The following is a 26,238-nucleotide window of genomic DNA, read 5'->3' as shown; positions in this document are numbered from 1 at the left end:
TATTAATAATACTCTTGTATAATATTTCTTGTAAATATTATACAAGGAGAGAAAATGTTTTCTATTAAAAAAACTTTATTAATACTAGCAAGCGTGCCAATGTTTTTGAGTGCTACTGAATATCAATTAAGTACTCATGTCTTGGATATTACTTCTGGACAACCTGCTCCTAAAGTAAAAGTTGAGCTTTATAAGTTGGAAGCAAATCAACAGTGGAAAAAAGTAAGTGAAGAATTTACCGAAGAAAATGGTAGAATAGGAGATTTATTACCATATGAAAAAGCTGAAAATAGGGCTTTTGGAATTTATAAGCTTAAATTTTTTACAAAAGACTATTACACATCACACAAAATAAATACTTTTTATCCTTTTGTAGAGGTAAATTTTGAGCTTTCTAAAGATCAGAAACATTATCATGTTCCAATAACCCTTTCTCCTTTTGGTTATTCGACTTATAGAGGAAGCTGATAAATAAAACGAAAGAAAAAACCATGTGGGCTAAGAATTCTTGGAAAAACTATCCTATAAAACAGCAACCTATCTATCCAGATCAAGAGGAAATGAATAGGGTTTTAGCAAGACTTGAGAAACTTCCTCCTTTGGTTTTTGCTGGAGAAGTGAGAAATCTTCAAAAGTCTTTAGCAAGAGTTTGTAAAAAAGAAGCTTTTTTACTTCAAGGTGGAGATTGCGCTGAAAGTTTTGAAAATTTTGGCGCTGTAAATATCCGTGATATGTTTAAAATTTTACTTCAAATGGCTATAGTACTTACATTTGCTGGTGGATGTCCTGTTATAAAAATTGGTCGTATTGCAGGGCAGTTTGCCAAGCCAAGAAGTAGTGATTTTGAAGAGTTAGATGGTATAAGTCTTCCTAGTTATCGTGGTGATATTATTAATGGTTTTGAATTTAGTGAACAAGCACGCATTCCTGATCCACATAGAATGCTTGAAGCTTATTATCAAAGCGCAACAACGCTAAATTTGTTGCGTGGATTTGCTAAGGGTGGTTTAGCAGATTTACATGAAGTACATCGTTGGAATTTGGGCTTTTTAAAAAAGAGTGAACTCCATAAGCAATATACTGATATCAGTGAAAAAATTTCACAAGCTTTAGCTTTTATGGAAGCTTGTGGAATTAATACAAGTAATACTCCAAGTCTAAGAGAAGTTAGTGTTTATACTTCACATGAAGCTTTACTTTTGCCTTATGAAGAAGCTTTAACTAGAGTGGATAGTTTAAGTGGAGAAATTTACGATTGTTCAGCTCACATGCTTTGGATAGGTGAAAGAACAAGGGCGCTTGATGAGGCCCATGTGCATTTTTTAAGTGGAGTAAAAAATCCTTTAGGGGTTAAAATAGGACCTAGTGCAAGTGCTGATGATATCATAGCTTTAGCAAATGTTTTAAATCCAAATAATGAAGAAGGAAGATTAAATATTATTATCCGCATGGGTGCAGATAAAATTATCAATAATTTGCCAAAAATTTTCTCTAAACTTAAAAGTGAAGGTTTAAATTTAGTATATAGCATAGATCCTATGCATGGAAATACGGTAAAAGCAGGCAATTTTAAAACACGTGAGTTTGATAAAATTATGCAAGAAGTGAGATCTTTTTTTGAGATTGCAATAAGCGAAGGGGTTTATCCAGGTGGAGTGCATCTTGAAATGACTGGGAAAGATGTAACAGAATGCACAGGTGGTGCAAGCAATGTTACTGCTCAAAGCTTGGAAGATCGTTATGAGACTCAATGCGATCCAAGACTTAATGCGGATCAAGCATTAGAACTTGCTTTTTTAATTGCAGATTTGGTAAAAAAGGCTAGAAAATGAAACTTTATGGTATTAAAAATTGCAATTCTGTAAAGAAAGCTATGGATGCTTTAACACAAAAAGGTATTGTGTTTGATTTTATGGATATTAAAAAGATTAATCAAGATATTTTATACACATGGTTAAAACAAAAATCTTTTGAAGAACTTATCAATACTGCTGGATTAACTTCTAAAAAACTTGGCTTAAACAAAGAAAAAGTTAAAAATTTAAATGAAAAAGAACTTGAAAAAATTGTATTAGAAAATCCAAGTTGTATTAAGCGTCCTATTATCGAGTATGAGCAAAACATATATATTGGTAAGGAATATGAGAAAATGTTATGATAGAGTGTTTGATTACACTCTATTTTTTATTAATTGATTAATTTCATTTTGATATGGAAATCTTTCACTTTCGCAATTAATAAGTTGTGTTTTAGAGAAGATAACTTTTCCGTCTACTTCAACGATAAAATCACCTCTGCCACCAATTTCAAATTCTACTTCAACATCTTTGAAATCGCTTTGTAGTTCTTCTGCAACCCTTGCAGCTTGTGGGCGATAATTTCAAAGATTGCAATAAGCAATTTTTACTTTCATCATTTCATCCTTTGAAAAGTTCTTTTTATTAAGATTAAAATCTTAGATTTTATTATAGTTTATTTTGGCTGAATTTTTGCCTTTTTGTCAAATTTAAGTTGAAATTTAGGGCTAATTTCTTTCAAATTCAGCGAGAAAAATTTATAATTTTTATCAAAATTAAAATAAGCCTTAAAAAATTAAAGGAAGAAAATGAGTCAATTTACACACTTGCATTTACATACAGAATATTCTTTGCTTGATGGAGCCAATAAACTTAAAGAATTAGCTTTGACTTTAAAAGAGCAGGGTGCTACAAGTGTTGCTATGACAGATCATGGAAATATGTTTGGGGCAATTGATTTTTATCAAACAATGAAAGCACAAGGTTTAAAACCTATCATTGGTATGGAAGCGTATTTGCATAATCATGATGAATTAGATGATAAAAGTTCTCGTCAGCGTTTTCACCTTTGTTTGTATGCAAAAAATGAGATCGGATATCAAAATTTAATGTATTTAAGTTCTCAAAGTTATATTAAAGGTTTGTATTATTATCCGCGTATCAATAAAAAGCTTTTGGAAGATTATAGCGAAGGTCTTATTTGCTCTTCTGCTTGCTTGCAAGGTGAAGTAAATTGGCACTTAAATACTTATAGTGAAAGAAATGTGCGTTTTGGTGCAAAAGGCTATGAAGCAGCAAAAGAAGTGGCATTATGGTATAAAAAAGTTTTTAAAGATGATTTTTATTTTGAAATCATGCGTCATGGTATAGGCGACCAAAGAATGATAGATGATGATATTATCAGACTTTCTAAAGAATTAAATATAAAAATTATTGCTACAAATGATACGCATTATACCTTTAAAGAAAGAGCGGCTGCCCATGAGGTTTTTATGTGTATAGCTATGGGAAAAAAACTTAATGATCCTGATAGAATGCGTCATAGTGTGCATGAATTTTATGTTAAAAGTCCTGAGCAAATGAGTGAGCTTTTTGCAGATATTCCAGAAGCTATAGAAAATACACAAGAAATCGCACAAAAATGTAATTTAGAGCTTAATCTTGGCAATCCCACTCCACCGAATTTTAAATTTACAAGAGAATATGCTAAAGATCATAATATTACCTTACCTGAAGAAACAAAAGAATTTAGCTTTGATAATGATGATATAGTTTTTGAAGAACTTTGCAAAAAGGGACTTGAAGAGAGATTAAAATTTATCGATGAAAGCAAGCATGAAGAATACAAACAAAGACTTGAAGTAGAAATTAATATTATTAAAAATATGAAATTTTCAGGTTATATGCTTATTGTTCATGATTTTATTAAAGTGGCTAAAGATAAAGGTATTCCAGTAGGTCCTGGAAGAGGATCGGCTGCAGGAAGTTTGGTTTCTTATTGTTTAAGGATTACGGATTTAGATCCTATTCCTTATAGTCTACTTTTTGAGCGTTTTTTAAATCCTGAGCGTGTGAGCATGCCTGATATTGATGTGGATTTTTGTCAAGACAGACGTGCTGAAGTGATTGATTATGTGATTGATAAATATGGAGCAGATAAGGTTGCACAGGTGATTACCTTTGGTAAACTTTTGGCTAAAGGGGTGATTCGTGATGTGGCTAGAGTTTGTGATATGAGTATTCAAGATGCTGATGAACTTGCTAAACTTGTGCCTGAAGAGCTTAAAATAACTCTTGATGCTGCTTATGAAAAAGAACCTAAAATCAAAGAATTTATCGATCGTCATCCTAAAGGTCCTGAAGTTTGGGAGTATGCAAGAGCTTTGGAAGGATTAAATCGCAATGCTGGTATGCACGCAGCGGGTGTTGTAATTTCTAATGAAAGTTTATGGAAGAAAACTCCGCTTTTTAGACAAAGTAAAAATGATGAAAGACATTTAGTAACGCAGTATTCTAAAGATCATTTAGAAGATGTGGATTTGATAAAATTTGACTTTTTAGGTCTTAAAACTTTAACAGTAATTAATAATGCAATCAAGCTTATTAAAAAGCGTTACAATAAAGACATTATTTGGGAAACTATAGATGTAAATGATAGCAAGGTTTATAAAACCATACAAAGTGGAAATACTTTAGGGATTTTTCAAATCGAATCAGGCGGTATGCAAAGCTTAAATGCACGCTTAAAACCAGAGCGTTTTGAAGATATCATTGCGGTTCTTGCGCTTTATCGTCCAGGCCCTATGGAATCAGGAATGCTTGATGATTTTATCGATAGAAAGCACGGTTTAAAAAGCATAGAATATCCTTTTGACAGTTTAGAAAAGGTTTTAGAACCTACTTATGGGGTTATTGTTTATCAAGAACAGGTTATGCAAATTGTTCAAATTATAGGTGGCTTTTCTTTAGGAGGTGCTGATGTAGTGCGTCGTGCTATGGGTAAAAAAGATCCTGAGAAGATGAAGAAGCTTAAGACTGATTTTGCAGATGGAGCAGAAAAACAAGGATATGATAGAGTAAAAGCTGAAGATTTATGGGAGCTTATCGTAAAATTTGCAGGATATGGTTTTAATAAATCTCACTCTGCGGCTTATGCGTTGATTACTTTTCAAACAGCTTATTTAAAAACTTATTATCCTAGTGAATTTATGGCAGCGCTTTTAACAAGCGAAGAAAACAATGTGGATAAAATTGCTGTTTATATTGATGAGATGAAAAAAATGAATATTAAACTTTTACCTCCATCGATTAACAAAGCGATCCGTGAATTTAGTGCTTTAGAGCAAGATGGCAAGGATGCTATTATATACGGACTTGGGGCTATAAAAAGTGTGGGTATTCCTGCAGTTGAAAATTTACTTGAAGCAAGGCAAGATGGAGAATTTAAGGATATTAATGATTTCTTAGGTAAGATAGATCCTACCAAGATAAACCGTAGAACATTAGAAAGTCTTATTAAGGCAGGGGCTTTTGATGAGTTTGGTTTTACTAGAAAAGCTTTGTTTGATAATATGGAAAATCTTAGCGAAGCATCGCGTAAAATGGCTGAAGTAAGAAAAAATGCTGCAAGTTCTCTTTTTGGTGAAGAGGAGTTAACTTCAGGTGTTCAAGTAAATTTTACTCCCAAAAATGAAGAATTTGAAGTGATGGAAAAATTGGGATATGAAAAAGAAATTTTAGGAATTTATGTTTCAGGCCATCCTTTAGATCGATTTTATGAACAAATTAATGCCATAGATTATGTTAAAAGTTTAGAGTTTGAAGGTTTAAAAAACAATGGAGAAATTTTAAGTATAGGTAAAATTGAAGATTTTAAATCTATGATGAGTAAAAATAATAAGCGTTATGGTAGAATTGAAATTTTGGATTATTATTCTTCGTTTGATGCTACTGTATTTGAAAGTAATGTAGAAGAAATAGAAAATATCATTAAAGATGAAAATTTGAAAAATAATGCTTATGGTTTTGTATTGGGATTTAAAGCTGAAGGAGGGGAAAAGCCCAGCTTTTTTTTAAAAGCAATTAAAGACTTGCAAAGTCTTGAAGATGGTGAGATTAAAGCTATAAAAAAATTTGGCACAAAAAAAGATTTTAAAAATAAAGAAGAAAATCATTTTACCGCAGAACCTAAGGAATTTGAAAAAAATATCATAGAGCTAGATTTGACAAGGTTAAATAGAGAATTAATCTATGAAATTCATGAAATTGCTAGAAATGCACATAATCCTAATGAAAAAAATAATAAAAAACTTGTTTTAAAAGTTATTAGCGCGGGATCTTGCCTGCTTTATCATACAGATTTTATTATCTCTGATAGTATAGTAGAGGAAATTTCTAATAAATATGCTTAAGTAAGATTGTTTTACTTAAGATTTTTAAATAAAATGCTTCCGAGTCTTACCAAGTTGGATCCGCATTTTATAGCAATTTCAAAATCATTACTCATCCCCATAGAGCAAATCTTAGCCCCATGTTTTTGAAGAATTTCATAAATTTTAAATGTAGTTTCAAAGCTTTTTATAATATTTTCTTTATCTTGGCTGTGTGATCCTATGCTCATTACGCCACAAAGATTTAAATTAGAGCATTCTTCTTGTATTTGTAAATATTCTTCTACGGCTTGATTTGGATCTAGACCGCTTTTGCTATTTTCATTTGCGCTATTGATTTCTAATAAAGTATTTAATTTATAATCAAGTCTTTTGTCCATAGCTTTAGCTATTTTAATACCATTGCAAGAGTGCCATAATATAGGTTTTTGTTTGATTAATAGATTGATTTTGTTGCTTTGTAGCGTTCCTATAAAATGCCACTTTATGTCTAGTTTTTTTTCATCAAGATTTTCTTTTTTTTGTGCTAGAGCTTGGACTTGATTTTCTCCAAATTCTACTATACCTTGATCAAAAAGCTTTTCAATTATACTTGCATCGACATACTTGCTTGCGGCTACAAGACGAACGTTTTTGGTTTTTTCTAAAATTTGCTCTAAAGTCATTTTGATAAAAAATAAGCCCTATTTAGGGCTTATTTTATTGTAATAAATTAGCAATTTTGCTTTGAAGCTGCATGTTGGATTGCGCAGCAACAAAAGCAGCAGCATTTTCTTTTAGATAATTGGCATTAAAATCATTGACATTTTTTGCCATGTCATTATTTAGTAAATTATTTTCAGCTGCTTTTGAGTTGATGCTATTTTGAACACTTGCGTTAATATTTGATGTGATAGCATTGATACCTGAACCTATTTCACTTCTTAAACTTCCAAGTTGATCCATAAAATTTGTAATACTGTCTTGATTATCTATGCTTAATCCACCTGTTGCTAATGGATTTAAATTCGTAGTTTCAGTTCCGCTACCTACTACAAAATTCATAGTTTGAAAGACATTTTTTCCATTATAAGTTGCATTGTTAAAAGAATCATTGATGGATTCTTGTATGCGTGTTGCTTCTGTTCTTAGCATTCCTTTTTGAGAATCATTGAGCGCAGCGTTGTTCATTTTTGCTGAAAGTTGATTAAGTTTATCTGCACTTTGAGAGATATTGGTAAGGCTAGCATCTGCAATTTGTAAAACCCCTATAGCATCATAAGCATTTGCGACACCTTGATCTATAGTGCTTGATTGAGATCTTAAAGAATCAGCAATAGCTAAATTAGCACTATCAACTCCACTTATTGCACGAACAGCTGCAATATTTTCTAAAGCTTTATCACTAGCTTTTTGTGCATTATTTAAATAATAATTTTGTTGCATCATGGTTGCATCAGAGATCATCATGGCCTACTCCTTCTCTTTTGGATTTATTTAATATTTTATCATTTTTTTGCTATTTTAAAGCTTAAGAAATATAAAAAAACTTGCATTATTAAGATGATTTTAATCACCACTTCACTTGCATTATGGATACTGATAAATTCTTGAGTTTTTGTAGCATTTTCGCCTAAGTTTTGGAGCTCAATTATGGCATTAGTAAAATAAAAAACAAATATTAAGCTTAAAATCAAAATAAGCAAACTTAGCATAAATTTTGAAAATTTTATTTGAAATTTCATTTCATCTTTTATAAGAGAATAAATTTCATATAAAAAATTAACCACTGAAACAAAAATCAGTAAATAACCCATTTTAACAAAAATTTGCGTCATCATTAAGCCACTTTGAAAATGGCTCAAAACTCCTTCTCCTATAAGATTTTGAGGAAAAAAAATTGTTGGTGCAACAACTATTCCTAGTATGAGTTCAACCCCTATGATGGAGGCAAGTAAAAATAAATTAACAGCTTTCAAGAGTTTCTCCTTTTATTTTTTATCATAACGCATATTTGTAAATTTAGCTATAAAAGCACGATTATAACTTTGTTCATCTTTGAAAAAATCAACAATGAAATTATTTTGGTATAAAATTTTCCCCAAAATTTCTTTTTGATCATAGCCAAATTCGCAAGCTAAAAATTTAACTTTTTTATCAAGGGAAAAATGTATGATTTCTTCTAGAACTTCATATCCTTTTTCTCCGCCAAATAAAGCCTCTTTGGGTTCTTTTTGCACCCAAATATCTATAGGATATGAATTTTTAATATAGGGCGGATTTGAAAAAATAAAATCATAATTTTCTTTGATTTGCTTAAAATTACAAAGTTTAAAGTCAATCAAATGATCGACTTTGTGTAATTTGGCATTCTCTAAAGCTAATTCTAAGGCTTTGGGATTGATATCACAGGCTGTGATTTTTAACCCAAGTTCTTTGGCTAAAACAATGCTTAAAATTCCGCTTCCAAATCCTATTTCTAAAATCCCATTAAAAGTATTTTTTTTGCATAAATTTAAAATTTGAAAAAGTAAAATTTCACTATCGTAGCGAGGGATTAGAACGCCTTTTTTTATCTTAAATTCTAAGCCCCAAAAATCCACTTTTTCAAATATATATTCAAAAGGTTCTCCAGATTTAAAACGCTTTATAAGCTCAAAATAAGGTTCATGATCTATTTTTATATCTTGGTTTAAAAATAACCAAGCTTTATCTTTTTTTAGATATTCACAGAGTATAAATACTGCTTCATTTTCATAACCTTTTAAGCTAGATTTAGCTTTCATAAGAGCATTTTTAATAGTCAAGAAAGAGCCTTGATTCTATCATTAATACTTGGATGACTGAGATAAAAAAATGTATATATTTTACTTGTTTTGATAAAAGCTTTATTTTCTCTTGCTAGAGCTATCAATGCATTTTTCATATCTTCTTTGCTTGTAACTTTGGCTCCGTGTTGATCAGCCGCAAATTCATTTTTTCTACTTAAGGCATTAAGCATAGGAGAGATTAAAAAGCTAAAAATATTTGCAAAGATAAATAAAAGAGCAAACACGCCACCATTTACTCCTTCTAGATGACTTTCTAAGTAAACAAATTCAGATAAATTTGCAAAAACAAAAAAAAGTAAAAACATAGCTATAGCACCGTTAAATAAAGCTTTGATAATATCCTTATGAACAAAATGTCCAAGCTCGTGTCCTAGAACAGCTAAAAGTTCTCTTTCGTTTAAGGCTTTTAATAATGTATCAAAAAGCACCACTCTTTTGCTTTTAAAAAGTCCACCAAAATAAGCATTTAAACGTTTATCTCTTTTGCTTGCATCAATAACATAAACCCCATTTGCACTAAACCCACATTGTTTCATCAAAGAGCTGATTTTTTTCAGTAAATTTTTATCGTCTAGTTTTTCCATTTTATTAAAAATAGGTGCTATCAAGGTAGGGTAGATGAGATTTATAATCACTATAATACAAAAGGCAAAAATAAAGGCCGCAATCCACCAAAAAGTTCCAAAAAAATCATAGCAAAAAATCAAAGCATAAAGGATTAAAAATCCAAATATTAAAGTTAAAATAAGACTTTTTACAGTGTCTTTGATAAAAAGTTTTACAGTCATATTTGAAAAACCATGGGCTTTATCTTTGATAAAACTTTCATAAATACTTAAAGGTAGATTTAAAATACTTGTGATTATTAAAAAAGATAATAAAAATAAAGTATTTTCAAAACGAGTGTTGTTTGAGATAAGCAATTCTTTAAGATATAAAAATCCAAAACCTATCCATGCAATATTGATGATTAAATTATAAAAATTGGAAAATAGTTTAAATTTTTCATTTTCGATGGCAATATCTGCTGCATTTTGATAGTCTTTTTCGCTTAAAATTTGAGCTTGTTTATCTTTTTCTCTTTCTAAGAAACGAATTTGAGCATAGGAAATCCAAGATAAAAGTGCTGTATAAAGACATAAAATTGCAATTAAAGTCATTATTTTTCCTTGATTAGTTTTTTGCGAATTCTAGCTTAAAATAATGAAATAAAGTTAATAGTTTAAAATCTAAAATAATATTCTTTTCAACTAAGTTGGTGTATATTTATAAAAAAGGATTAAAGAATGTTTTTTAAAAAAAAGATTTCACAAAAGCAAAAAGAAAAGCCTAAAATTCCAATCAATGATGTGATTTTAGATGACAGACTTTATAAGTTTAAAAATAAAATACAAAAGATAAGCAAAGATGAAGCTTCAGCAAGTCTGCTTGCTAGACAATTAAGCAGACTTGTTAGGGCTAATAAATTTTAATTTTGACATTTTTTCTTAGGGCGAAAAACCTTAATAACTTCATCATTTGCTTCTATATAAGCACCTTCTATCAAATCAATACAGTAAGGTATAGCCGGAAAAACAGGCTCTAGGCATTCTTTTATAGCCTTAGGATTTCCTGGTAAATTAATGATAAAAGATTTATTGCGAATTCCTGCACTCTGTCTTGAAAGTATAGCTGTTGGGACATATTTTAAACTTTCTAAGCGCATAAGTTCTCCAAAACCTGGCATCATTTTATCACACACGGCTTCCGTGGCTTCTGGGGTTACATCACGAAGTGCTGGACCTGTCCCTCCGCTTGTAACAATCAAATCACATTTTTTTTCATCTGCTAGATAAAGTAATTTTTTAATGATCAAATCATAATCATCAGGGATTAATTCTTTATGATAAATAATATCATTTTTTATATATGAATTTAACACTCTTTCAATTTCAGCAGTAGCTTTATCTTCATATATACCACTACTTGCTCTATCGCTTAGGGTCAAAATTCCTATGTTTATTGTATCCATTGTTTCTCCTTAATAAATTTTTATAACCATCCTTTTTTCTTGAAAACAACCAAAGGTAAAATGATAGAAACTACCATCACGCCAAGCACTATGGGATAAGCATAGTGAAGTTCAAGTTCGGGCATGAATTTAAAATTCATACCATAAACAGTTCCTATTAAAGTAGGTGGCATCATGGCAACAGTTGCAACGGTAAAAATTTTAATGATTTTGTTTTGTTCTATGTTGATTTGGCTGGCTAAAATGGTTTGAATATTATCTAAGATATTAAGTTGAGAAACACTAAATTCAACCAAAGAATTTAAGTCTTTTAAAACTATAGTGAGATTTTGTTTTATATCTTTATCGATTTTATCGCTTTTTAGCAAAGAAGTCATAGCGCGACGCTTATCAAATAAAGAATCTCTTACGCGCATATTAAGCTCTTGTAAACTTGAAATATCTTTTAGCATTTCATCATAGCTATATTCATCTTTTTTTTCTAAAACACTTGTTCTTAAGCGTCTTGCTTCTTTATCTATCCATTCTAGTAAATCCGCATCTTTTTCAACGCGCACTTCAAACATTTTATCAATAATATCAAAACCATCTTCAAAATTCTTCGGACTAGCTAAAATCCTTGCTTGAATTTCTTCAAAAGTGCTAAATTCGTTATATCTTATAGTAAATAAGATATTTTTAGCTGTAGCAAAAGTAACAATTTCTGTGCGAAGCTTGATTAATTTCTTATCTTCTTCATCACTTTTAAGATTTCTTACTAAAAAATGGGCATTGATGGTTATTGTCGCATTATCTTCCCAATATTTTGCGCTAAGCTCTATTTCTTCTCTTTCTTCTTTTGTAGGAAACTCAAGATTAAATTCACTTGATATAAAAGCAATTTCTGCTACACTTGGATGAAGCAAATCAATCCATAAAATATTTTGCGGTAGTTCTTGACTATCGAGATTAAAATTGATTCTTTGAACTAAAGCATTTTGAGTTTTGATATAAATATAAAGCATGATCGCTCCTTGTTTATGACTTTAAAATTATAACCTTGTTTGCTTAAAAATTAACTTGTTTCTAAAATGCTTCTAAAACTCATTAAATTTCCAAAATATTTTTGAAAGGAAAAAATGAGTAAAAAATTTTTCTTAAGTTTAGGTATTGTTGCCTTATTGTTTTCAAATTCACAAGCTATTGATGAGAATTTGATTAAAGCTGTGCAAGCAGAAGGTAGGGTAAATTCTTTGGCTATGCCTGATACTTGGGCAAACTGGAAGGATACTTGGGCAGATCTTAAAAATCTTTATGGTGTAGAACATAGCGATACAGATATGAGTTCAGCTCAAGAAATTGCTAAATTTAAAGCCGAAAAGAAAAATGCAAGCGGTGATATCGATGATGTAGGAGCTCTTTTGGAGAGATAGTGGTTTTAAGACAAGCTACTGGGATCAAATTCCAACTTTGGGCTAAAGATGGAAATTGGCTTTTAGCTTATACAGGAACCATAGCTTTTATAGTCAATAAAGATGTAGTAAAAGATATACCTAAAACTTGGCAAGATTTGCTTAAGGGAAATTATAAAATTACTATGGGTGATGTAAGTATAGCGTTCAAGCTGTGAGTGCAGTTTTGGCAGCTAATTATGCCTTAGGTGGAGAAAGATTTAAGTCCTGCTTTAGCTTTTTTTAATACTCTAGCCAAACAAGGAAGACTTGTAAATAATGATGTAAGCATAGCCAATCTTGAAAAAGGTGAAGTTGAAGTGGGTTTAGTTTAGGATTTAATGGTTTAGGCTATAGAGATAAAGTGGGCAAAGATCGTTATAAAGTTTTAATCCCTGCTGATGGCAGTGTTATTTCGGGCTATACAACTATTATCGATAAATACGCAAAATATCCAAATGCGGCTAAATTAGCCCGTGAGTTTATACTTTCTGATAAAGGACAAATCAATCTAGCAAAAGGTTATGCAAGGCCAATAAGAATTGATCATATTACCTTCCAGATGATATAAAAGCTAAGCTTTTGCCAAGTGAGCAATACAAAAATGCAAGAGTAATCAAAGATCAAAAAGCTTGGGAAAAAAAGCACTAAAGAATTGCCGCAACTTTGGCAAGAAAAAGTGATAGTGGATATGAAATGAGGATTAAAAAATGAAAAAATTGTTTTCATAAGCACTCTAGTTTGTAATGCTTTGTTTGGAGTTCAAGAGTATGAGGCCAATTTAGCAGGCCATATTATCATAGATTCTAAAAGTACAGTAAAACCTCCTAAGGATGCTCCTGATTTTTTAAAACTTATAGGAAATTTGCAAATATCACTAGAGAAGAAAAAATTGGAACTTTTAAATCCAAGGGAAACAGGGAAACAGATTTTTATTTATCTTTTAAAAATCAACCTATACAAGGGCATAGTGGGATAAAATATATTCCAAAAAAAAGATGTTTTTTGGGTGATTAGTGATGATGGCTTGGATAAAAAGTATAATTCTTATGATGTTATGCTTTATGCTCATGAGTTTAAATTTGATTTTAAAAATTCAAAATACGAACTTTTAAAAACAGTTTTTTAAAGATAGTGATAAAAAATATCCTTATTCTATAACCACCGAAATAACCAAAGAAAGGTATTTAAGTGGGGCTGATTTTGATACTGAGAGCATACAGTTTATCAATGATAAATTTTATATAGGTGATGAATTTGGTCCTTATTTGCTTCATTTTGATAAGAATGGGAATTTAAAAGAAGTTTTTGATGTGTATGTGGAGGGTAAAAAACTTATTTCTCCCGATAATCCAAGTTTAAAATTTAGCGATAAGCCTGATGGAGAAAATGAGAAATTTAATATCAAGCGCTCTAAAGGCTTTGAAGCTATGGTAAGCTCTAAAGATGGTTCTAAACTTTATTTGCTTTTAGAAGGAAGTATTTACAATAACAACGCTTATGAGAATGAAAAAGGTAAAGAATATCTAAGAATTATAGAATTTGATGTAAAAAATAAAAAATTCACCGGCAAAACTTATAAATATTTCTTAGAAGATAAAAGCTATTCTATAGGTGATTTTAATATGATAGATGATAAATACGGCATCATTTATAGAAAGAGATCAAAAAGAAGGCACTAAAGATAAGGCTTGCAAAGAAGGTGAAGATACTAAGCATTGTTTTAATAATGTAGCTCAATTTAAAAGAATTTATAAGGTTAAATTAGATGATAAAACTCATGAAGCTCAAAAAATTTCTTATATAGATCTTTTAAATATTAAGGATGGAAATAAAATTTCTAAAAAGCCTTTGGTAAATGATAAATTTGTTTTTCCTTTTGAAACTACAGAAGGTGTGGATATAGTAGATGATTCTCATATAGTCGTAGAAAATGACAATAACTTTCCTTATTCTTCAAGTAGAGAACCTAATAAAACTGATGATAATGAATTTATTTTACTTAAAGTAAAAGATTTTTTAAAGAGTAAATGATGTCCAAAGTTATTTTAGTTGTGCTTGATGGCTTAAATTGTAAAAGCTCTAGTATAAATATGAGATATTTAAATGTGCTTTGCAAAGAGAATTTAGGCAAATTTTATTCTTTAGAATGCGAACTTCTTGGCATGTCTCGTCCCTTTATACGAGTGCTTATTAACAGGCGTAAAGCCTGTTTTAAGTGGGATAATTGATAATAAATTGAGTTTTTCAAAACAAACAAGCATTTTCGACCTTTGTAAAGAACAAGATTTAAAAGCTGGAAGCGCAGCTTATCATTGGGTTTTTGAGCTTTATAATAAAAAAGAATTTATTCCTTCTTTACATCGCCATATAGAAGATGAAAATTTAACTTTGCCTTATGGACATTTTATTATGAAGATGATTATTTAGATTCTCATTTATTTGCGGATGGGGAGCATTTAAGAAACAAATATAATTTAGATTTTACTCTTATACGCTCTATGAATATAGTGATGCAGGACATAAATTTGGCTCACGCTCTATATTGAGTATGCCAAAAAACCAAAAAAGTTGATGTTTTGATTTCTGAGTATTTGCCCACTTGGTTAGAACAAGGTATCACTATAATCATCACAAGCGATCATGGTATGACAGAGGGTAAAAGTCATGGAGGCTTAAGTGAAGATGAAATTGTAGTGCCTTTTTTCACTTTTGGTAGTGCTTTTTCGTATGAAAATGCCAAGATAAAACAGGATGAAATTTGTGGCAGTGTCTGTGAAATTTTAGGACTTAAACACGATAAGAGGTATAATGATGAAATTTTAAAGACCAAAAAATGAAAGAAAAATTTCTAGCCTTTTTAAGTATTTTACCTTTTTTTATAGTTTTTACTTTTTTTATGATGGTACCTTTGATTTGGATTGTTTTTAATGCTTTTTATGTAGAAGAGGATGAAATTTATTCTTTAGCCAATTTTATACATATTTTTGAGTCCAAATTCTATCTACAAGGCATTATAAATTCTTTACAAATCAGTTTTATTTCTAGTATTTTTGGACTTTTATAGGACTTTTGGCGAGCTATTCTTTATTTATCTTAGCTCCATCAAAAATATGTAAATTTCTTTTTTCTTTAAATACTATGATAGGTAATTTTTCAGGAGTTCCTTTAGCTTTTGCTTTCATTATAGTTCTTGGAAGCAATGGTGTAGTTAATGTGTTTTTGAAAAATTTAGGCATAGAACCTTTTGTTAGTGTTTATGCTAATTTTGGGGTAAATATTGTTTATGTGTATTTTCAAATTCCTTTGGCAATCTTGCTTTTGCTTCCGGCTTTTAAAAATCTTGAAAATTCACATTTAAATGCTTGTAAAATGTTAGGTGGAGGCAATTTTTTATATTGGTTAAAATAGCTTTGCCTTTGCTCGCTCCTGTTTTGTTTGGTGTTTTTGTGATTTTATTTGTCAATGCTTTTGGAGCTTATACGACTATTTATGCTTTAAGTTCGGGAAATTTTAATGTCACTCCTGTAAGAATCACTGCTTTAATCGCAGGCGATATCAATCTTGATCCTTATATGGCTAGTGCTTTAAGCATCATTATAACTATTATCATGCTTGTTGTTACTTTATAGCCAATTTCTTTTCTAAAAAATATCATTTTAAGGTGCTTTAAATGAATGAAAATTTGAGTTTAAAAGCTAAAATTTATCATTATGCAGTTTTGTTTTTGGTTTTTTTTATTTTTAGCTTTGCCTTTTATATATAGGGCTTTAGATAATGCTATATCTAATGTCAATCTAAATGAACTCATCACATCTAATGCTATGCTTGGAGGTTCTTTAATGGGAGTGATTTTTAAACTTGTCTTGCCTAACTTAAGAAATGGAATTTTGGTGGCAGTTTTTTAAGTTTTTCTTTTTTAATAGGCGAATTTTTATATGCAAATATTCTTGTAGGAAGTATTTATGAGACTTTGCAAGTTTATCTTTGTAATATTAAAAATCAAAGTGGGCATTACTCTAGTGCTTTGGTAATAGTTTATTTTGTGTTAATTTTTATAACAACTTTTATAGCTAGTTTGATTAAGGAGTGAAAAATGGCTTATTTAAAGATTAAAAATTTTAAAAAAGCTTATGGGGATAAAATTATTTTTGAAGGTATTAATTTTAGTGCTAAAAAGGGTGAGTTTATGACTCTTTTATGTCCAAGTGGCTGTGGAAAATCCACTCTTTTAAGGTGTATAGCAGGGCTTAGCCAAATTAATGGAGGAAAAATTTCTTTAAATGATAAAGATCTTACCAAATTAAGTCTTCAAAAAAAGAAATATAGGTATGGTTTTTCAAAATTACGCTCTTTTCCAAATCTTAATGTTTTTGAAAATGTAGCTTTTGGCTTAAAGATCAAAAAAATGGATAAAAATGACATAGAAAAAAGAGTGAAAAAATGTTAAAACTCGTCGAGCTTGAAGAATACGCTAAAACTTATCCGCATAAACTTTCAGGTGGACAAATGCAAAGAGCGGCTTTAGTAAGATCTTTGGCGACCAAACCTGATTTACTTTTGCTTGATGAGCCTTTATCGGCACTTGATGCTAAAATTCGTAAGTATTTAAGGGTGTAAATTAAAGAAATTCAAAAAGAACTTGAACTCACCACTATTTTTGTAATGCACGATCAAGAAGAAGCTTTAGAGTTATCCGATAGGATTATTTTAATGAATGAGGGTAAAATCATACAAAATTCCAATGCAAATAATCTTTATCTTTTGCCAGAATCTCATTTTGTGGTTAGCTTTATAGGAAATTACAATATTTTAAGTCCTAAAGAGCTTGATAGCTTGGGTTTAAAATACGATTTTAAAAAAGATATAGCCTTGCGTCCTGAAACCATAGAAATTTCTAACGAAGGTTTAGAAACTAAGATCAAAAAAAACATTACTAGGTAATATCATACGCTATAGGGTTAGAGTGTAAGAAATCGAATTTAAGGTAGATACTTTAAATTTTTAGCACTCATAGTACTTGTGAAGCAGGTGATAAAATCGCTTAAAATTCAATCTTTCTTTAGCAAAAGAGTGAAAATGAAACTTGTTTTATTTGATTTAGATGATACTTTAATACAAGACGATAGTGCTAAACTTTGGCTTAAATTTTGCATTGAAAAAGGTTTTTTACCTCAAGAATATTTAGAAAAAATCGTTTTTTATCAAAAACAATATCAAGAAAAAAGCTTGACATGGATGAATTTATGACTTTTTTCTTCAAAGCGTTAAGGCTAAAAATGAAGATAGAATTTCATCTTTAGTAAATGAATTTATAAAAATTTATATAAAACCTTATGAAAAAGCTAAAAAACTTATAATCAAATATCAAGATCAAAGGTGTATTACAATTTCAGCTACGGCTGAATTTTTAGTTAGAAAAATCGCCTCTTTTTTTTGGGAGTGAGAGAAAGCATAGCCATAAAATGTGAGCGTGTAGGTGATAAATTTAGTGGAAAAGCTTATGGGATTTATAGCTTTAAGGAAGGCAAGGTTTTAAGACTTAAAGAATATTTGGGTAAAGATTATGAAAAATGGATGAAAGATTCTTATTTTTTTAGTGATTCTATCAATGATTTACCTTTATTAGAGTCTGTTAGCAAAGCCTTTGTATGTAATGGTGATGAAAAAATTTTAAAAATTGCAAAAGAGAGAAAATATAAAATTTTAACTTTTGAAGCTACAAGCGTGAAAATTCACGCTTATTCTAATTCATATTTTTTAATTAAAGTATCATAAAATCCATCAGTTTTTGCTTCATCTATGCCTTTGTTAAATATTTCAATAATATCTTTTTGTTTATTTTTATCAAAAGCAAAACTAAAGCCTTCTCCTCCATCTGTTTCTTGATAGAAACTTACCAATTCCGGATTTTCAGCTAAAAAACCTTTAGCAGTATCTTGATCAGCTACAATAGCATCGATTTTGTTGTTTTTTAGTGCTAAAACAGCTATGTTTAAATCTTTATTGCTTTGTACTTGTGCATTTTTGATAGCTTTTGCAGTATTTTCTTGTAAAGTTCCTAGTTGAACTCCTATTTTTTTACCTTCTAAATCATTTTTTGTTTGAAGAGAATCGTTGTTTTTTAGTTTAAGATAAAGATTTTTACTCATATAGTAAGGTTTGGTAAAATCAACACTTTGTCTTCTTTCATCAGTTGCGCTCATAGCTGAGGCAATCATATCGATTTTGCCAGCTTTTAAAGCAGGAATCAATCCATCGAAATTGGTTTCAACCCAAATAATTTTAATACCATTTTTTTTGGCAATCTCTTCAACCAAATCGGTATCAAAACCTGTAAGTTTTGAGTTTTCTTTATAATTAAAAGGTTTATAATTTGGAGCAGTTCCAACTTTTAATTCTACACTTGCATTTGATTCTTTATTTTTAGAATCACTACAAGCACCTAAAAATAAACCAACTAAAGCAACTAGAGCAATGCTTAATATTTTTTTCATTTTTTTCCTTTGATATAAAATGTTTTAAAATTATACTTATTTTAAATTTATATTTAATTAAGTCTGGATCAATTTTTAGAAAAGTTGTATTAATGTTGTGCTTTTAGATAATATTTAAATAATTATAAAAGTATTTTTTTAATATTTGAAATAAAATTTTATTCAATAATATATTAATATAAAATTTGTTAAATTTTCATTAAATTTAAATATTGAAAAATAAAATATTAAATTAATATTTTATTTTATAATCAACTCAAGACATACGGGATAGTGTTGTAAATAATCAATTTGTGATAAATCAAAAGGATTTTATTTGAATGAGAAATGAGATGAAAAAATATTTTAAAATTTTTGCAAATAAGACAAATGTAAAATTTGACTTGGGCGTTTGTAGTGTGGTTTTATCTTCTTCGGTTTGTTTTGCGGCGGTTCAGGCTACAAGTAATTTTTATATTTCTGAACATTCTTTTAAGGATAATCAAGTTTATGATCCTCAAGCAGAAATTTTTAAAAAATTAATGGAAAAAATTTCTATGCTTCTAAGTCAAAATACCCTATATCAAATTTAACTATGATTTATAATAACCCTAAATCTGGAAATAAAAATTTATCCAAGCTTGAAATTTTAACTCCGGATACTTTAAAAGAAGAGATCACAACAGCTTTTAGCACTTTAGAAACCGTATTTTCAGATACTCAAGCTGTTCCTAGTTATTTTATGCCTTTTATTGTAACAGCTTATGCTCAAAATACAAATGCAACAAATAATAAACTTATATTATAAAATGGAGAATTGTCTTCTGTGTATTTTTGCAAACCAAGCATAGGGGATTGTGGAGTGCCTAATAATTCTCAAAAAGGCGATCGTTTTAAATATTTAATTACTGCGGCGTTTACCTACAGGGGTGGGGGATTTAACAATCAAACCATTTTAAAAGAAAACTCCTATATCAATATGGGTGTAGAAAATATCTACACCTTGCCCTTAAATAGAGCTCCTTATATTTCAGGATCTGTAGCTTTTGATGGTGAAGCTAAAGACAATAAATTAATCTTAGAGTCAAATACAAAAATTGACCTTCATAATTCCCAGTATTTTTCAGATGAATAAGGTAAGGATATTTATGATGAAAGAATTACTCGTTTAATAGGAGCTTTTGGCATAAATTCTAATTTACAAAACAATAAAGTTCTTATCGATTCAGCTAATATCGTCCTTCATGGGCCAGATGGTGAGTATACAGCTCGTTCGACCTTTAAAATTTTAAGTGCTTTAGCTGATGTAAATAATCTTAAAAAATACAATGCAAGCAAAAATTCTGTAATAATTAAAAATTTAAATTTAGATTTAATGGTGAATTCGCAAAATAAAATAACTTTTTATGATGCTGTTTTATTTGGAGAAATTTATGACGGAAAAACATTACAGGGTAATGCAGAAAAATTCTATAGAGATTTATCATTTTAACCCATTAGATCATCTTAATAAAAACATTAAAACATATGCATCGTTAAACCTCTATGGTGGGTATTCTAACGATGGTGAAGCTAATGGAAATAAAATTGTATTTCGCCTTAAAAAACCTTTAAAAATCAGTGATAATTTTTATGGAAAAAATTATTACAATCTTTACGGATGTTTTGCTACAGAGGGTGCGAATTTTAATGTTATTGATATACAAAATGATTTAACCCATGAAAAAGTTCCACAAAATTATTCTGATAAATTTACCGTATATGTGGCAAGAACTTTAAGTGGAAAAGCAAATAATAATACCTTAAGTATAAAAGATTCTGTTATTTCATTGCCTTTATATGCTTTTATTACAAGTGAAATTACGCTAGATGGTATAGATTATATCGCTAAGAATCAAACAATAATGAAGTAAATTTTGAAAATATTAAATCATCTAAAAATTTAAGTTTGATGATCAATACTAAAAATGTTTCAAATAATAAAATAAATTATAATCTCATTCAGAGTCTAACTGAAGCGAGTTATTTAGGAAAGGGCTCAAAAACTATTTTAAAAGCAGCTCAAAATGCAAATAACAGCCTTATAAAGCTTAAAGATTGTTCTTCTGGAAAGTTCGTGCATCATAAAAGCAGATAAAGAAAGTGCTTTTAATAAAATCATCATCAACAACACAGCTTTAGCACTGCCTCAGATAAAAGACAAGGTTATGCGGGGTTGATAGCTGGAGTGTCTACAAATTCCATGATAATATCATGGAATTTGTTAATTTAAACATAGATGAGTATAAAAATCAAGATGCTATATTTTTAGCTCCATCTGGAATTTCGGATATTTCAAATTTTAAATCTTATAACAATACTTTATAGTTAGGTGGAGAGTTGAATTTCTTTAAAGATGTAAATATCGATTTGCTTTCTGGTTCTGTTTTTCATGAAGTAAATAAAAAAGGTAAAATAATCACTCAAATTCTACCGCATCAAGAAGATTTTTCTAAAAACAATCGTTTAATTATAGATACTCACGATGTCAAAACAGAAGTGGTAAATAACTTTGAAAATTTTACTTTTATTTTACCAAATAAAATAAAAAATCCTATCTTGACTATAGAAAAACTTATCAATCTTCCTGCAAATGGAAGTATGGAAATTCTTACTAAAAATAAATCAACAAAAGGAAAATATATTCTCATACAAAGCGATGTTGGAATTTATGATGGTGACAATGGATTGCTAAATCAACAAGAATTAGAAAATTTGTTAGAAAAAATGAAAAATAATAAAAATAAATTTAATTACAACAAGATAGAAAAGTTGGCTAAAAGTACATTGAAAAATGTAAATTTTAGCTTTGAAGTTTCAGATGATGCAAAAATAATTTATATCAACATACTTTAAAGGAGAGTAACATGAAAAAGATGAGTAAACATATAGTTTTATCATTTGCGGTGAGTTCTTTGCTCTTTTCTCAAGCTTATGCTTTACCAAGTGGGGGTAAATTTACTCATGGTACAAGTGGGACTATCCATACCTCTGGCAATACTGTAACGATTACAGGAAAAGGACAAAATCATGTTATCCAATGGGGTGGCGGTTTTAATATAGGACGAAATGAAAGTGTAAATTTTAACGGCAAAAATCAAAACTACCTAAACATTGCTTATCAAAAAGATGCTTCTAAGATAGACGGAGCTTTAAATAGAGGGAATAACAATATCTTTTTAGTTAATCCTATGGGAGTTTTGATTGGCAAAACAGGAACTATTACTGCGGGAAAATTTGTAGCTAGCACAACAGCTTTAAGTGATGATAATGTCAAAACTTTTTTAGAGAAAGGAGCTAGTTTCTCTCCGGTATTTGATGTAAGCAAACAAGGAAATATTATAAATCTTGGAAAGATCAATGCAGATAATATTGTTTTAATAGGAAATAAGGTTGAAATCAATAAAGGAAAAATTACTTTAGATGTATTAAAACTTGAAGGTAATAAAGTTTATGTTGATGCTGGAGTGGTAAAAGATACAAAAAATATCGCAGCCAAAGCAGAGCAAGAAGCTATCATTCAACAAAGCATAACAAGTTTTGAAGAAGATGGAACTTTATTGCGTAATTCTAGTAGTAAATTTAGTTTTGATGATAGTAGTAAAGTTAAAAACTGGACTAAATATGGAAGTATTGCGGATGCAACAAAATGGAATAAATTTGCTGATTTTTGGAATGTAAATAAAGAAAAATTTAGAACAGTTTTTGATCATTTTCGTTTGATTGATGATATTGATTTTAGTGGCGTGAAAACATACATAGTAGGTGATAATACAAGCAATGCTTTTGCTAAATCTTTCGATGGTTCTGGTTATGCTTTAAAAAATGTTAATATTAATTCATCAAATCAATATGTAGGAATTTTTGGAGTTGTTCAGAATAGCTATATAAGAAACCTTAATATTCAAGGATTGAAAATTGCTTCAACTGGTTATGATGCTTATGTTGGAGGTATAGTAGGGCAAAATATTGCAAACAGTTATACGGGTTTTGAAAATGTGACTGTTAATGATCTCGTTATTAATACAGCTGTAAATACTAAAGTTGGCGGAATAATAGGCTGGGGAAATGGTAGTGGAGGGAATAACACTATCAATTTTACAAATGTTGCTATTAATAATATAAGTATAGTAGCAAAAGAAGGTTCTTATGTGGGTGGCATAGGCAGACAAATTGATGGTGGTAATTTTAATAATGTTGTGGTTAATGACATAGAAAAACTTATAACTTCTGGGAATGATAGTAAAACAGGAGGATTTACTGGAAAAGTTGGAAATTTAAAGATTAATAATGCTTACTTATTTTATAAAAATGGAGCAATTTTGAGTGCTGGAAACTATAAAACACAAGCTGGAAAAGTTATTGGTGATCCTGGAGTTAGTGTAAATAATAATTTTAGTAATATTTATGTTTATCATAATTTGGAAAATGGTTACATTGATGAAGGACAGAATTTTTTTAAGTCTGTGCAATATAATAATGAAGCAACAGGAAAAAAAGATTTTGATAGTACTGTAAGAAAGAAATTTAACGATATAAAATATCTTGATAATAATTCTTATGCTTTTGCTGATTCTTTTACCAAGGTAACAGATGCTGTGAAATTATCCAAAGACGACTTTGACCCTAAATTGCTTCAAAGAATTTTAGATGATTTGATGAATGGAAAATACACTTATGATTTTGATATCAAAACTTGGATTTACGCAGATAGCAAGGGTGTGGCAAGGGAAAATGAAGCCAGTGAGATCACTCAAAGTTTAAATTTCTTAAATACATTTAAAGATACTAGAGTAGAACAAGAATTTTTAAAGTTATGGCAAGGTTCGCAAGAACAAAGTTATAAAAATTATACCAATCTTTATGAAAAATGGACGCAAAAGAAAACTGCTATGGATAAAATCAAAACCGGCAAAGGTTGTTTCGCTAGTTTTAAAGAAGAATTACAAAAATACCAAGAAGCCTTAGCTCAACTTGACAAAGAAAATAAAAACTATGAAAAAATCAAAGAATCAGGCTTAGTTAGCGATGAAACGCTTAGAGTTATGTATGCAAAACTTTTAGAACAAAAAGAAGCTCTTGAAAAGCAGTTTGCGGATCTTAGTGGAAATGAAGGATTTCACTATAAGCTTGAAAATGAGATTCTAAATTCTCAAGGTTTTGCTATAAATGGAAGCGATGTAGATGGTAAAGTGTACACTGGAAAATATAATTTTGAAGGAAAATTAGCCTCATTGCCAGAAAAATCAAATATATCTATCTATGAGCCAGATAAACAAAAAAAGAGGGAGAGGGGGTGAAGATCCAGACAAACCTTCTGTATTGCCGCCTGAAATTCCTGAAAAGGTTGTAGAAGCTCCTATAAAAATTCAAACTAAAGTAGACACAAAAAAAGAAGATGATGATCAAGTGGACATAGGAAAAGCAGATGCTAGAAGTAGTGGTTTGCGTTGTATTGTAAGTGATAATTTTAAGACAATGAACATTTGTGTAAATGCAAAATAGGAAATAAAAATGAGAAAAATTTTAGTTGTTTTAATCTTATTGCAAGTATTTTTACATGCTGAAGAGCTAAATAATAATAAAATAAGAGAGCTTATAGAAAGCTCTTCTGAAGCAAATGGACCACAAAATAAAAATTAAAAAATACATTAAAAAATCAAAAAAGCCCTGTAAATTTTAAAGAGCAAAATACTACAAATATTGCAAATTTACAAACTGATCAAAATGAAGCTAAGGTTTTTGTAAGAGAGTATGTTTTGCATATCGATAATAAAGATTTGACATTTAAAAAATTAAGAATTAGCGAAAAATAAATTCAAGATGCAATAGCTGAATATCGCAACCAAGAATTAAGCTTACAAAATTTAAAAGATATAACAAACATTATAGCTTATTATTGTCAATTAAGTAGCCATCCTTCGGCAACTGCTTATATACCACCGCAAGATTTAAGTTCTAACAAAGTGCAAATTAACATAGCTTTTGGAACTTTTAGGAAAAGTAATCATTAAAAACAACTCAGGTGTCAGAGATTATGCTTTAGAGAGTAAATTGAACAAAAATCTTAAAGGGAAAGTTATCACAACTAAAAATGTGGAAAATGAAATTTATAAAATCAATGAAATATACGGAATCTAAACCAATGCTAATTTACAATCAGGTGATGGTTGTGGAGAAAGTGATGTTATTATAGAAGTAAACAAAGGTGAGATAGTGCAACTTTAACTTTATATTCTAACAACTATAGGACTAAAGAAACAGGTCGTTTTAGAGCAGGAATGAGTCAAAGTTTAAACAATATAGCAAGATAAGGGGATAACTTAAATTTTTATCTTTAAGATAGTGATGAAAATCAAACAGATTATGGGATTAATTATAGTACTTTTATAGGGAATTTAAAAATTACTCCATTTGTAACTCAAGGACATTATGTTCTTGGCAGAATTTATAGAAATCTTAGTTTTTATAGGGACTCAATGAATATTGGAGTAAATTTTTCTTATCCTGTGTTTTTATATACTGAGTATTCTTTATATCTTGTTTCGGGTTTTACTCATAAAAAGATTAAAGATTATTATCTTGATGGTTTAGTAAGCAATGAAAAAGCGAGAAATAGTGTAAATTTGGGCATAGAAAGAACTTATAAAGGTTTGGAGAATAATGTCCTAAGTTATACTTTAAATTTTATATATGGTAATGTTGAAAATGATGGTGATTTTTCTGGATTTAATGGAGTAAATTTAGGAAATTTTGGAAAAATGAATTTAAATTTAAGCAACAAATATCAATTCTAAGAACGCTTAACTCACATTTTTCAACTCAATTATCAAAAAGTTATCAGCGATGCTGTTTTAGATAGTAATGAATCTGTATCTTTAGGTAGACCTTGTGGTGTATGTGTTTATTTAGAAGGTGAGGGAAGTGCGGATAATGTTGTTTCTGGCACCTTGGGAATAAGATTTCAAACACCTTTAGAAAGGCTTTACTCGACTCCTTTTTATGATATAGGGTATTCTTGGTATGAAAATAAAGAATATCAAAGTGAAAATCATTATCTTATGGATGCAATGGGTATACAAATACTCTATACAAGAAGTGCTAATTTTTATGTAAAAATGGATGCTGCAAGAGTTGTTCATCGGTTTAAACACGATGGAGAACATCGAGCAAGAGTTTATGCAAGCCTAGGAAAATTTTAACTTTGGGGTGATTGGAAACCCCCCCCCCCATTTTTAAACCCACCAAATACTTATATAAATACTTACACAAATATTTATACTAT

Annotated in this window: 23 protein-coding genes and 9 pseudogenes; 23 read left to right on the top strand and 9 right to left on the bottom strand. The window is 29.6% G+C overall.

Translation table 11 applies throughout. The features are described 5' to 3' along the window. Positions 1-54: 54 nt before the first annotated feature. Genes uraH through BGS40_RS02535 form a run of 3 tightly spaced genes read left to right on the top strand, consistent with a single transcriptional unit; the run spans position 55 to position 2,158 of the window. Positions 55-468: a hydroxyisourate hydrolase gene (gene uraH, locus BGS40_RS02545; RefSeq protein ID WP_096738334.1), complete on the top strand. Its 414-nt coding sequence runs from the start codon at positions 55-57 to the stop codon at positions 466-468. 23 nt (positions 469-491) lie between these two features. After that, the gene (locus BGS40_RS02540; protein WP_002867848.1) at positions 492-1,832 is read left to right on the top strand and encodes a class II 3-deoxy-7-phosphoheptulonate synthase; all 1,341 of its coding nucleotides are present in this window, start codon (positions 492-494) and stop codon (positions 1,830-1,832) included. Beyond that, positions 1,829-2,158, top strand: coding sequence for an ArsC/Spx/MgsR family protein (locus tag BGS40_RS02535; protein WP_002854966.1), 330 nt, complete (start codon positions 1,829-1,831; stop codon positions 2,156-2,158). Before BGS40_RS02540 ends, BGS40_RS02535 begins: the two co-directional genes overlap by 4 nt. 12 nt (positions 2,159-2,170) lie before the next feature. On the opposite strand, the gene BGS40_RS02530 is transcribed toward BGS40_RS02535, so the two are convergent. Beyond that, the gene (locus BGS40_RS02530; protein WP_257406500.1) at positions 2,171-2,413 is read right to left on the bottom strand and encodes a SelT/SelW/SelH family (seleno)protein; all 243 of its coding nucleotides are present in this window, start codon (positions 2,411-2,413) and stop codon (positions 2,171-2,173) included. 192 nt (positions 2,414-2,605) lie between these two features. On the opposite strand from BGS40_RS02530, the gene dnaE reads away from it, so the two are divergent. Further along, positions 2,606-6,208 carry a DNA polymerase III subunit alpha gene (gene dnaE, locus BGS40_RS02525; protein WP_096738333.1) on the top strand — a complete coding sequence of 1,201 codons (3,603 nt, stop codon included), beginning with the start codon at positions 2,606-2,608 and terminating at the stop codon, positions 6,206-6,208. 11 nt (positions 6,209-6,219) lie between these two features. Here dnaE and BGS40_RS02520 read toward each other — a convergent pair whose 3' ends face one another. From BGS40_RS02520 to BGS40_RS02500, 5 genes are read right to left on the bottom strand one after another with little or no spacing between them, the layout of a single operon-like run. After that, positions 6,220-6,852: a YggS family pyridoxal phosphate-dependent enzyme gene (locus BGS40_RS02520; RefSeq protein WP_002852054.1), complete on the bottom strand. Its 633-nt coding sequence runs from the start codon at positions 6,850-6,852 to the stop codon at positions 6,220-6,222. A gap of 34 nt (positions 6,853-6,886) precedes the next feature. After that, positions 6,887-7,636 (bottom strand): flagellin C, encoded by a 750-nt coding sequence (flaC, locus tag BGS40_RS02515; protein WP_096738332.1) that lies wholly within the window; start codon positions 7,634-7,636, stop codon positions 6,887-6,889. A 38-nt stretch (positions 7,637-7,674) separates the two neighbouring features. Then, on the bottom strand, positions 7,675-8,145 hold the full coding sequence (locus tag BGS40_RS02510; RefSeq protein ID WP_057096027.1) for a DUF4149 domain-containing protein: 471 nt from the start codon (positions 8,143-8,145) through the stop codon (positions 7,675-7,677). Positions 8,146-8,157: 12 nt separating this feature from the next. Next, on the bottom strand, positions 8,158-8,973 hold the full coding sequence (locus BGS40_RS02505; RefSeq protein WP_096738331.1) for a HemK/PrmC family methyltransferase: 816 nt from the start codon (positions 8,971-8,973) through the stop codon (positions 8,158-8,160). Beyond that, on the bottom strand, positions 8,970-10,157 hold the full coding sequence (locus BGS40_RS02500) for a M48 family metallopeptidase (RefSeq protein ID WP_096738330.1): 1,188 nt from the start codon (positions 10,155-10,157) through the stop codon (positions 8,970-8,972). The genes BGS40_RS02505 and BGS40_RS02500 overlap by 4 nt, the downstream gene beginning before the upstream one ends. Before the next feature lie 126 nt (positions 10,158-10,283). Between BGS40_RS02500 and BGS40_RS02495 the strand changes: the two genes are divergently transcribed. After that, positions 10,284-10,469, top strand: a complete 186-nt coding sequence (locus BGS40_RS02495) for a hypothetical protein (RefSeq protein WP_052782032.1) — start codon at positions 10,284-10,286, stop codon at positions 10,467-10,469. Here BGS40_RS02495 and mog read toward each other — a convergent pair. Together mog and corA are read right to left on the bottom strand one after the other, a co-directional pair. Next, on the bottom strand, positions 10,466-11,008 hold the full coding sequence (gene mog / locus BGS40_RS02490; protein WP_002842823.1) for a molybdopterin adenylyltransferase: 543 nt from the start codon (positions 11,006-11,008) through the stop codon (positions 10,466-10,468). The genes BGS40_RS02495 and mog overlap by 4 nt on opposite strands. A 20-nt stretch (positions 11,009-11,028) precedes the next feature. Next, the gene (corA, locus tag BGS40_RS02485; RefSeq protein ID WP_087704416.1) at positions 11,029-12,012 is read right to left on the bottom strand and encodes a magnesium/cobalt transporter CorA; all 984 of its coding nucleotides are present in this window, start codon (positions 12,010-12,012) and stop codon (positions 11,029-11,031) included. A 114-nt stretch (positions 12,013-12,126) separates the two neighbouring features. On the opposite strand from corA, the pseudogene BGS40_RS02480 reads away from it, so the two are divergent. The 9 genes and pseudogenes from BGS40_RS02480 to BGS40_RS02450 form a co-directional block, all read left to right on the top strand. After that, a pseudogene (locus BGS40_RS02480) lies at positions 12,127-13,138 on the top strand (ABC transporter substrate-binding protein). A gap of 18 nt (positions 13,139-13,156) precedes the next feature. After that, positions 13,157-14,472: pseudogene (locus BGS40_RS02475) on the top strand (esterase-like activity of phytase family protein). Continuing rightward, a pseudogene (locus tag BGS40_RS02470) lies at positions 14,469-15,278 on the top strand (alkaline phosphatase family protein). The pseudogenes BGS40_RS02475 and BGS40_RS02470 overlap by 4 nt, the downstream one beginning before the upstream one ends. Next, positions 15,275-16,111 (top strand): annotated as a pseudogene (locus tag BGS40_RS02465) (ABC transporter permease). The pseudogenes BGS40_RS02470 and BGS40_RS02465 overlap by 4 nt, the downstream one beginning before the upstream one ends. A 67-nt stretch (positions 16,112-16,178) precedes the next feature. Further along, positions 16,179-16,531, top strand: a pseudogene (locus BGS40_RS02460) (ABC transporter permease); the annotation flags it as partial. 3 nt (positions 16,532-16,534) lie between these two features. Continuing rightward, the gene (locus BGS40_RS09680) at positions 16,535-16,888 is read left to right on the top strand and encodes an ATP-binding cassette domain-containing protein (RefSeq protein ID WP_251818991.1); all 354 of its coding nucleotides are present in this window, start codon (positions 16,535-16,537) and stop codon (positions 16,886-16,888) included. Continuing rightward, positions 16,882-17,058, top strand: coding sequence for an ATP-binding cassette domain-containing protein (locus BGS40_RS09675; RefSeq protein WP_251818990.1), 177 nt, complete (start codon positions 16,882-16,884; stop codon positions 17,056-17,058). Before BGS40_RS09680 ends, BGS40_RS09675 begins: the two co-directional genes overlap by 7 nt. Before the next feature lie 93 nt (positions 17,059-17,151). Then, on the top strand, positions 17,152-17,382 hold the full coding sequence (locus tag BGS40_RS09670) for a hypothetical protein (protein WP_228583401.1): 231 nt from the start codon (positions 17,152-17,154) through the stop codon (positions 17,380-17,382). A gap of 135 nt (positions 17,383-17,517) precedes the next feature. Next, positions 17,518-18,153 (top strand): annotated as a pseudogene (locus tag BGS40_RS02450) (HAD family hydrolase); the annotation flags it as partial. Between the two features lie 26 nt (positions 18,154-18,179). Here the strand turns inward: BGS40_RS02450 and BGS40_RS02445 are convergent. Continuing rightward, the gene (locus tag BGS40_RS02445; RefSeq protein ID WP_052797756.1) at positions 18,180-18,935 is read right to left on the bottom strand and encodes a basic amino acid ABC transporter substrate-binding protein; all 756 of its coding nucleotides are present in this window, start codon (positions 18,933-18,935) and stop codon (positions 18,180-18,182) included. 320 nt (positions 18,936-19,255) lie between these two features. Here BGS40_RS02445 and BGS40_RS02440 point away from each other — a divergent pair, with 320 nt between their 5' ends. From BGS40_RS02440 to BGS40_RS09640, 9 genes and pseudogenes are all read left to right on the top strand, one after another. Further along, positions 19,256-19,507 carry a hypothetical protein gene (locus BGS40_RS02440; protein WP_052797755.1) on the top strand — a complete coding sequence of 84 codons (252 nt, stop codon included), beginning with the start codon at positions 19,256-19,258 and terminating at the stop codon, positions 19,505-19,507. A 2-nt stretch (positions 19,508-19,509) separates the two neighbouring features. Next, positions 19,510-19,722, top strand: a complete 213-nt coding sequence (locus BGS40_RS09345; RefSeq protein WP_162842031.1) for a hypothetical protein — start codon at positions 19,510-19,512, stop codon at positions 19,720-19,722. Positions 19,723-19,893: 171 nt separating this feature from the next. Next, positions 19,894-21,809: pseudogene (locus BGS40_RS02430) on the top strand (hypothetical protein). A gap of 11 nt (positions 21,810-21,820) precedes the next feature. Continuing rightward, positions 21,821-22,465: pseudogene (locus BGS40_RS10020) on the top strand (two-partner secretion domain-containing protein); the annotation flags it as partial. Between the two features lie 954 nt (positions 22,466-23,419). Beyond that, positions 23,420-24,347: pseudogene (locus BGS40_RS09660) on the top strand (hypothetical protein); the annotation flags it as partial. Positions 24,348-24,467: 120 nt separating this feature from the next. Next, complete coding sequence (locus BGS40_RS09655; RefSeq protein WP_257841693.1) at positions 24,468-24,596, top strand: hypothetical protein; 129 nt, start codon at positions 24,468-24,470, stop codon at positions 24,594-24,596. 173 nt (positions 24,597-24,769) lie between these two features. Beyond that, positions 24,770-24,967: a POTRA domain-containing protein gene (locus BGS40_RS09960; RefSeq protein ID WP_223212451.1), complete on the top strand. Its 198-nt coding sequence runs from the start codon at positions 24,770-24,772 to the stop codon at positions 24,965-24,967. Positions 24,968-25,432: 465 nt separating this feature from the next. Beyond that, positions 25,433-25,750, top strand: a complete 318-nt coding sequence (locus BGS40_RS09645; RefSeq protein WP_052794034.1) for a hypothetical protein — start codon at positions 25,433-25,435, stop codon at positions 25,748-25,750. Positions 25,751-25,903: 153 nt separating this feature from the next. Next, positions 25,904-26,155, top strand: a complete 252-nt coding sequence (locus BGS40_RS09640) for a hypothetical protein (RefSeq protein WP_096738329.1) — start codon at positions 25,904-25,906, stop codon at positions 26,153-26,155. Positions 26,156-26,238 lie beyond the last annotated feature (83 nt).

Source organism: Campylobacter sp. 107 (genome assembly GCF_002383835.1).
In the GTDB taxonomy this organism is placed as follows: Bacteria; Campylobacterota; Campylobacteria; order Campylobacterales; family Campylobacteraceae; genus Campylobacter_D; species Campylobacter_D jejuni.
This window is presented reverse-complemented; position numbering and strand designations above follow the sequence as displayed.